The organism is Bradyrhizobium sp. th-b2 (assembly GCF_000426785.1).
Lineage (GTDB): Bacteria > Pseudomonadota > Alphaproteobacteria > Rhizobiales > Xanthobacteraceae > Bradyrhizobium > Bradyrhizobium septentrionale.
This window is the reverse complement of the sequence record NZ_AUGA01000137.1, coordinates 1-7714: the sequence shown is the minus strand read 5'-3', so window position 1 is coordinate 7714 and position 7714 is coordinate 1. Positions and strand designations below refer to the sequence as shown.

Genomic DNA, 7714 nt, shown 5'->3' with positions numbered 1-7714 from the left:
GTCTTCGGCTCTTGAAACTCGCTGCCCGTGTCGTCGAGACCACGAGCCGCATTCGCCTTGCGTTTGCCGCGGCATGTCCCGAAGCCGACCTGATCCGCGGCTTGCCAGGCGCGCTGCTGCCGCTCGGTCCTTGACCGGCGGGGCGTCCGCCCCCCGTTCGCCCAACCTACACCTCAAGCGCGTTGCAAAGTACGGGTCGTCAGGCGGTGAAAAGCCGAAGGCAATCCCGCGCGCCTCGTCAGAGCAGATGTGCGGCCACATCAAGCGGACTAAAAAAAGCACTCTCACGAATAGGACGGGCTAGCTTGCCCGCGCTTAAATCCCACCAGAAATTCCCGGTGCTCCGCAGGCATTTTTCCCGCCACCTCGGCAACCAGATGTTCCCGCGCCTTAAGCAGGTCCTCCAAGGCAACCGGCTCGGCGGGCAACCCTCCACTGACTGGCTCGCTTTTCGAAACCGCTATTGCTGCCGCGCGGCGGAAGATGATTTCGCGGTTATCCAACTCGCCGAATGGTCCCATCGCAATCACGGCCGACTCGTACCAAGAGGCTCTCGCTTTCTTGGCCCAACTCTTTAAGAGCGAGGATGCGGACTTCGGCGGACACCGAGATCGTGTGCTTGTCTTCGATAGACCCGGCGTGCTTCCAAAGCTTTCGCAGGGCGCGCAGAACCTTATACCTGTGGCGTTTGACAGGGAGGTTGAGCGATACGACATTCGGCGAGCCTTCGCCCTTGTCGACCAGAATCTGGAATTTCGCTCGAAGATAAGGCCAGTCTTGAGTTAGCGTATATCGATGCCTTGTCTCCTGGTTTGGGCTCTCGCGAGAAATCCTGCATTCCGAACCTGGAAAAGTATATGGAGGCCCATCCGGAGCTTTTCATTCAGGGCATCGTTTGGACCTATAAGCGGAAAGACGATGGCGAAGATCCACCGGAGTGGAAAGTTGCGCCGGAAAATGCCAAACATCTCGCCGAACGTGGATACAAGTTGCTGGATGCGCTTCAGGTTACGCCGGGACATAATGATCTCGGCGAGCTGAAAACAGATTTTCTCGCTAAGTGGGTCAAGACTGTCCGAGAGACCTGTTCGCAACTAGCTCGCGCGGAAATTGCCCACATCTGTCTTGGCAAGTTGCTAGCCCATGCTCCTGCTGACGACGAAGGCATCTGGCCATGTGAACCGGTGCGAGACGTTATGGAGGATTATCCAATCCGAGAAAATCTCGCAGGGCGTGTGCACTGGTCTTTATAACTTACGGGGAGTCCACGGGAAGGGCGAGGGAGGACAAGAGCGGCAGCTGGCTGAACAAAATCGGAGATGGGGTCAGGCGCTGCAGTTCTCACATCCGTTTGTTTCTGGCTCGCTGCTTATGAATATGGTGAAGACCTGTGAGTACGAGGCCAATCAAGAGGATACCGAAGCTCAAATCAGGCGACGGCTGCGGTAGTTGAAGGGAATCGTCCGGCAGAACGGGAGTTCCAGTCCGTGATATTTTAGGAAATGCGACTCGGAGGGCATTAATGTTTGAGGACCTTATTAAGACCCTGAAGGGATTAGATGGGACGAAGATTTCCGTTCCGGTCTCTTCCGAGGGCGATGTTGACGGCTATTGGGACCGGCAATGCCCGGCCACAGAGTGCGAATTTCTTTTCAAGGTACATGAGAACGATTGGCGCGACATCGTTCGAGATGAAGCTGTATGGTGCCCATTCTGCGGTCGCGAGGCTGCGTCCGACTCGTGGTGGACACATGAGCAGATCGAAAAGGCGAAGGAAGCCGCTTTCGCGGAAGTCAAGCACCGCGTCAATTCCGCGATGGTTCGGGACGCTAAGCGGTTCAATCGAAAGCAGCCGCGCCGCTCTTTCATATCCATGTCGTTGCAAGTCGACGCGAAGCCAAAAGAAATTGTGCTTCCTGCTGCCGCGACAGACCCTATGCAGCTGAAGATCAAGTGTCCCCAGTATTCCTGCCGATATGCAGTGATTGGGTCCGCGTACTTCTGCCCCGCTTGCGGACACAATGCCGCCGACCTCGTCTTTACTCAATCTCTCGGCACGATACGTGCCACCCTCGACAATCTTTCTGCCATTGCCGCTAGTTTACCCGATCGTGATAGTGCAGAAAATACCCTCCGCATGCTTACCGAGGATTCACTGCAGCGCCTGGTGACCGCATTTCAGAGATTTGCGGAAGCCCTGTACGATAAGAAGCCAGGACAGCCCAAGTTGCGGCGCAATGTTTTCCAGAATTTGGAAGAAGGCAGCCGCCATTGGCAGAGCACGTTCGGAAACGGATATGACGTTTACTTGAGTCCAGAAGAGCTGGCGAAGCTGAACCGAGGGTTCCAGCAGCGTCACTTGCTCGCGCATCGCGAAGGCCTCGTGGATGCCGACTATGTCGCCAAGACGCGCGATACAAATTATCGAGAAGGCCAACGACTTGTGATCCGTGAAGCTGCCGTGCGTGAATGCTTGGCTTTGGTTGAAAAGCTCGGCGCGGGTCTCACGAGCGACGTCGCCACGGCCCCATAACTTTTGGGAGCTCGAGTGCCGGGACGAATAGGTGAAACCATGAAGCTGCTCTGGCAAAATGACCAGCCTTTGATCAAGAGCGCTGTCGCTCTTCCGCGTATGTCCGATCCAGGACCACGCAGACGAAGGGAACAGCCCGATGTGCTCGGCAAGCTCGACGGACGCTCGGCCCTGCGGACGATGCAACGGCTCAGGGAGATCAAGATTGACGTGCTGGTGGATTGCGCGCGGTGTGCCCCTCTGCACCAGCACTTTGTCTATGACTGCCGCAACGCTGCGTGCGTGAAAGAGTCAATCCACCGTGAATGCTACCACTGCAACGGGAACGGCATCGTCAACTGACAACAGTCCCGCCGGACAGCGGAACACACAGCCGATTATGGATCGTCCCTTTTGAGGCGGTGGCCTCGTGATTGTTTCTGCTTCTGGCTCGCACTCAACTTCGTCTGCCGGGCCTGCGCCTTCTCCGCGAGGGTTAGGCCGAGCGATTGTAAAGGGCGGGAAGGGGACAGCTGCCCGCACCATGGGATTGCTTGGTGGAATATTCAGCTATGGCGTCAAGGAAGGCTACCGCCCCGACAATCCCATCAACGGCGTTGTTCGACCCAAGGATGGAAACCGCAAATGGCGTCTCGACGAAGCAGGGTATCGTCGGTTGGGCAAGTGCCTGGCCGTCGCGGAGACGAACGGTCATCACTGGCAGCGTGTCATGGCGAGCAGTGTTGCAGCTCTGACCGGCTGCCGGCTAGATGAAATCGAAGGACTGCTAAAGACCGAGGTGGATAGCACCGGCATGGCCTTGCGTCTCGGGAACTCCAAGGAAGGCGAGAGCATCCGGCCGGTTGGCGCGGCGGTCATCAAAATTCTGACTGCCGCAGCTGCCAAATCGAGATCGAGATACGTCTTTCCGCCATCACGAACCACAAGAAGCATCACACGGGTCTGACGCGCTGGTTGCAGAAGGTATCAGCGGCGGAAGTGCATGGGATTACGTGCCACGGCCTCCGGCACTCCTTCAGTTCTACAGCAGAGGATCTAGGCTTCACCATCCCGACGATCAAGGGAATGGTGGGACACGCGGGGACAAGCGTAACCGAGGGCTACATTCACAAGATTGATTCGGCGATGTTGGCAGCCGCAGACAAGATTGCGCGCCATATCGACGGTACCATGACTGGGAGAAAACCGAAGGCCGTTCAGCAAAGAAGGGCCTGATCAGGAATCGGCGCGGCTAGGGTCGCTCCCAAAAAGCTGGTCCGCACCAGCCTGCCGCGTCGTCCATATGCGGAAGCACGAGCGGAAGTGCAGATGGCGGACTTTGTCCCGAAGGGGTTCTACGCGCTCGAAAGGGCCGTGTTGCTGATAGCGCGGGAATTGGACGAGCGCCTGTGGGATCACGCCAAGATGACCCTCGCAGAGATAAACGCCTATGAGAGGCTGGGGAAAGCACACACTACAAGGATCTTCGGGAAGCCCTCGAGGGGATCGAGCTAACTCTTCGCGACGGCAATACCGGCGAACTGCCCGACGACTCGATTGAACAGCGCTTCAATGCTTATCAGGAAAGCCAAAAATTAATTCGAGCGGCGCTGAATGCCGGTGAATTGCGGTCGTTCTGCAATTTGCCGAGACCGGACGGCGATACGACCAACCTGCCGAGGCTTGGGCGCAGGAAAACGCCATGAGCTGGTTCGACGATGGACTGGTTTTTGTGCCAACAGGAAAGACGCGCCGCATTCCGTTTGGTCCGTACATCCCCGGCCTGGCTGATGATGTCAATTTTCTTGAGGAGCCGGATGGCTTTTGGGCCGCCCTGTTGATCGACGCCGGCTCGTTCTCTGACTGGTATTACTCTGGCGCCGGACCGATGCCAATATTGAAGCTAGGGAGCGCGACAAGGGCGGTCGCCCACTCGAGTATGATTGGGATGCGGTCAAGGAATATGCCCTTGGCTTGGTGAGGCAACACGGTCTACCGGGTCGCACGAATAAGCGTTTGCCGAGCAAGAGTCAGCTCGGCGAGGCCGTTATGAACGAGTGGGCCAGGAAGGGCGTCGATTCGGCTGAGCCAACCGTTCGCCGCTACATCACGGCTTGGCTAACCATGACGAAATGGATAAGCCGGTGGTCCTGGTGGCCGGTCACTTCGATGTGCTGGCCGAAACGCGCGATCCGGATGGCACCAGTTGGGGCGTGTTGTTGCACTGGAAAGACCATGACGGACGCGACCATAAATTCGCACTGCCCCGTGCCACCTTGGCCGGAGACGGCTCAGAAGCCCGCCGCATCCTCATGGAGGGAGGCTTTTTCATCTCGCCAAGCCAGACGGCACGTAACCTGTTCAACTCTTTCCTCCTGCAGGTAAAGTCGCCTGACCGAGCTCGTGCTACCCAGCGCGTCGGCTGGCACGGCAATTCGTTCGTCATGCCGGACGATTGCTTCGGGGCCGATCAGCGTGACCTCTTGCTTTTGCAGAGTGCATCGGCGCACGAGAATGCTTTTCGGCAGACGGGGACCTTGGAGAGCTGGCAGCAGAGCGTGGTAACAGCCGTCTGGTTTTAACTCTGTCAGCGGCATTCGCCGGTCCCCTGGTTGGCCCCTGCGCGGTTGAAGGAGGTGGCATCCACTTCAAGGGCGCATCGTCTACCGGCAAGAGCACGGCGCTGCACGTTGCTGGCAGCGTCTGGGGCGGCGGCGGTACGAACGGCTATATCAGATCTTGGCGCTCGACGGCGAACGGGCTCGAGGGCGTCTCAATGGCGCATTGCGACACGTTGCTTTGCTTGGACGAGCTTTCCCAGCTGGCGCCAAAAGACGCTGGCGAGGCGGCCTACATGCTCGCCAATGGCTCGGGCAAGTCGCGCAGCACGCGCGACGGCTCGGCCCGGAGAGCAGCTAAGTGGCGTGTCCTGTTCCTATCGTCGGGGGAGATCGGGCTCTCCGATAAGGTCGCTGAGGATGGACGCGGTAAGCGGTTAGCAGCCGGTCAGCAGATCAGAATCGTGGATGTGGCGGCCGATGCCGGCGCCGGCATGGGCATGTTCGAACAGCTGCACGAATTCGGTTCGGCTGATGCGCTTGCGGTCCATCTAAAGACTGCAACGCAACAGCATTACGGCGTCGCATCGCGACAGTACCTCGGCGCAATCGTTCCCGAGATCGACGAAATTCGAAGGACCGTCAAGGATGTAGTGAAAAGCTCTGTGACACCTACGTGCCACCCGGAGCTGACGGGCAGGTCGGTCGTGTAGCGCAGCGCTTTGGGCTCATTGCAGCTGGTGGCGAGAGAGCAACCCTGTACGAGATACTGCCGTGGGCGCGAGGAGATGCCGTAAAGGCGGCGGCTTTGTGCTTCGAACAGTGGCTGTCGGGTCGTGGCGGACACGAAGCTGCCGAGACGGCCGCGGGCATGGAACAGGTCAGGTCGTTACTGCTGAAAGACGGCATGTCTCGCTTCATCCCCGCCTGGGAAGAGAATGCACCGAAGGGAATGCAGGCCCGTGACGTTGCGGGCTTTCGCGAACAGATGGGCGATGGCTTGGACTTCTACGTGACCCGCGTCATTCTCCGGCCGTTCGATCGGCGGGAAGCCTTGTCCCTCAGTGCCGCAGCCAAGCTCGCTGGCCGATCGCACTCCACGTTGCGGAACTGGTGCGAAGAGCACGGCATCGGAAGGCGGATAGCGGGGGGCAATTGGGCTGTTTCCCGTGTCGCTCTTCAGATGCTCCTCGACGGAGAGGCCGAAGCGCTGTTCGAGTACCACATGGGGAATCGTGACCATCCGCTGGTTGCTGTATATTTCGAGCGGGCCGGCCTCAAATGTCTAATCTCGCCAAATCGGGTACTGTCCTAGGCCCTCGCACAGGCGAATTAAGATTGTGACGCCTCAACCGTTGGGCGCCGCCTACTCAGCCCGGGGCTCGGGCGAGGTAATTAATTTCGCCAAGGGCGTGTCTGGCTGATTTAGGATGGCAAAAAAAGTGAGCGGACATGATTAAGACCGCAATGGGATGGCTGGAATTACCGCACTGGCTCATCATCGCGGGAGCCGCGCTGATGGTGGCGGCCTGTTTGGCCTTGTGTGATCAGCCGCCGACAACGGACAAAGGCCTAGGACGTCGGCATCGAATGTCACCAAAGCAAATACGAAGAGACCGCTGACGTTGGACAGCGGTCTCCCGGCCCGGATTGAAGATTCCTTGGAGGCAAAATCCTACCCCGGGGTCTGCGCTTATCAAGCGCCAGCGCGGGGCCGTTGTGGAGTCGAAATGCTGGTTGCACTCAAGGGAACAAGTGTGACGTTGCGAGAGCGACACACACCCAGTGCGTTCGTCACGGCTTCCGGCCCTGCATAAGCCTCACCACGGCCGACGCCACCAACGCAAAAACGACGACAATGGCAAGCGCTTCAACGGACCATGTGCTCAAAACCTCCAACATCGGGCTGAGTCTCTCATCTGGCCAGGCCGCCCTTCCGTCAATTTAACCCATCAAAACGACCTGCCCTCTGCGACAAATCGCATCGAGTCGAGCGCCTAACTTTCAGAAATCGGGCTTAGTGCGGCAAGCGGCGTGGCCGGCGCAGTGCACGTTACGCCTAACTGGCAGGACATTGGGGGCCGCGCGCCATTTTCAGAAAACTGGAGATCGTGAGCAGCCTGCTCCCAGCGCGTCTCAAAAGCCCAAGCGTGAAAGAAGGACGCCACCGCTTCAGGTTGGAAGAAGACCATCCAGATAACCACCATGGTTACAAGGCCGAGGTTCCTCCGCAGGAACGGAACCAAATAAGGTATTGCCGCTTTTGCTATTTGGATTGTTTTCTGGAGAGGATGCGAATGAGCTACTTCGATAAGCTTCGTAAGGGATCGAGGCTGCACCGCACTACAATCGTCGATGATCGTACATTCTCAATCCAGCCCGCCGGTAATGGTTCGAACGACCTAGGTGCTTTCCAGCGCGTGGCTCAAGACACTGTCCACCACGAAGGCGAAGACGGATATCGGATACCGCTTAAAAATCTTACAGGCTCAATCTACGATCTCCTGGTCATTAAGCGAGATTGACGACTGATGTTCCGAATTCGCTTCGACAGCTAACCAGCGCCCCCAGCGCCGGACGTTAGTCACAGCGCCAGGGATCGCTACTCCCAGGGGCTGAGGAGCGACTGCGAGCTGGAACGCCG

Annotated in this window: 9 protein-coding genes and 1 pseudogene; 9 read left to right on the top strand and 1 reads right to left on the bottom strand. The window is 58.1% G+C overall.

The window, feature by feature from the left end; all coding sequences use genetic code 11:
* Positions 1–284 precede the first annotated feature (284 nt).
* Positions 285–530 carry a hypothetical protein gene (locus K359_RS62585; RefSeq protein ID WP_156929077.1) on the bottom strand — a complete coding sequence of 82 codons (246 nt, stop codon included), beginning with the start codon at positions 528–530 and terminating at the stop codon, positions 285–287.
* Between the two features lie 327 nt (positions 531–857).
* Here K359_RS62585 and K359_RS62580 point away from each other — a divergent pair, with 327 nt between their 5' ends.
* The 9 genes and pseudogenes from K359_RS62580 (at position 858) to K359_RS0145605 (ending at position 7595) form a co-directional block, all read left to right on the top strand.
* Entirely contained in the window at positions 858–1253 is a 396-nt protein-coding gene (locus tag K359_RS62580; protein WP_156929076.1) for a hypothetical protein, read from the top strand.
* A 269-nt stretch (positions 1254–1522) separates the two neighbouring features.
* Positions 1523–2533: a hypothetical protein gene (locus tag K359_RS0145650; protein WP_029084990.1), complete on the top strand. Its 1011-nt coding sequence runs from the start codon at positions 1523–1525 to the stop codon at positions 2531–2533.
* A gap of 39 nt (positions 2534–2572) precedes the next feature.
* On the top strand, positions 2573–2875 hold the full coding sequence (locus K359_RS0145645) for a hypothetical protein (protein ID WP_029084989.1): 303 nt from the start codon (positions 2573–2575) through the stop codon (positions 2873–2875).
* A 181-nt stretch (positions 2876–3056) separates the two neighbouring features.
* Positions 3057–3479: a hypothetical protein gene (locus tag K359_RS65380; protein WP_029084988.1), complete on the top strand. Its 423-nt coding sequence runs from the start codon at positions 3057–3059 to the stop codon at positions 3477–3479.
* Positions 3480–3841: 362 nt separating this feature from the next.
* Positions 3842–4027, top strand: coding sequence for a hypothetical protein (locus K359_RS0145630; protein ID WP_029084986.1), 186 nt, complete (start codon positions 3842–3844; stop codon positions 4025–4027).
* A gap of 187 nt (positions 4028–4214) precedes the next feature.
* Positions 4215–4493, top strand: coding sequence for a hypothetical protein (locus tag K359_RS0145625; RefSeq protein WP_029084985.1), 279 nt, complete (start codon positions 4215–4217; stop codon positions 4491–4493).
* Between the two features lie 151 nt (positions 4494–4644).
* Positions 4645–5783: pseudogene (locus K359_RS65370) on the top strand (DUF927 domain-containing protein).
* Positions 5784–5878: 95 nt separating this feature from the next.
* The gene (locus tag K359_RS65365; RefSeq protein ID WP_245284929.1) at positions 5879–6385 is read left to right on the top strand and encodes a hypothetical protein; all 507 of its coding nucleotides are present in this window, start codon (positions 5879–5881) and stop codon (positions 6383–6385) included.
* A gap of 982 nt (positions 6386–7367) precedes the next feature.
* Positions 7368–7595 carry a hypothetical protein gene (locus tag K359_RS0145605; RefSeq protein ID WP_029084570.1) on the top strand — a complete coding sequence of 76 codons (228 nt, stop codon included), beginning with the start codon at positions 7368–7370 and terminating at the stop codon, positions 7593–7595.
* Positions 7596–7714 lie beyond the last annotated feature (119 nt).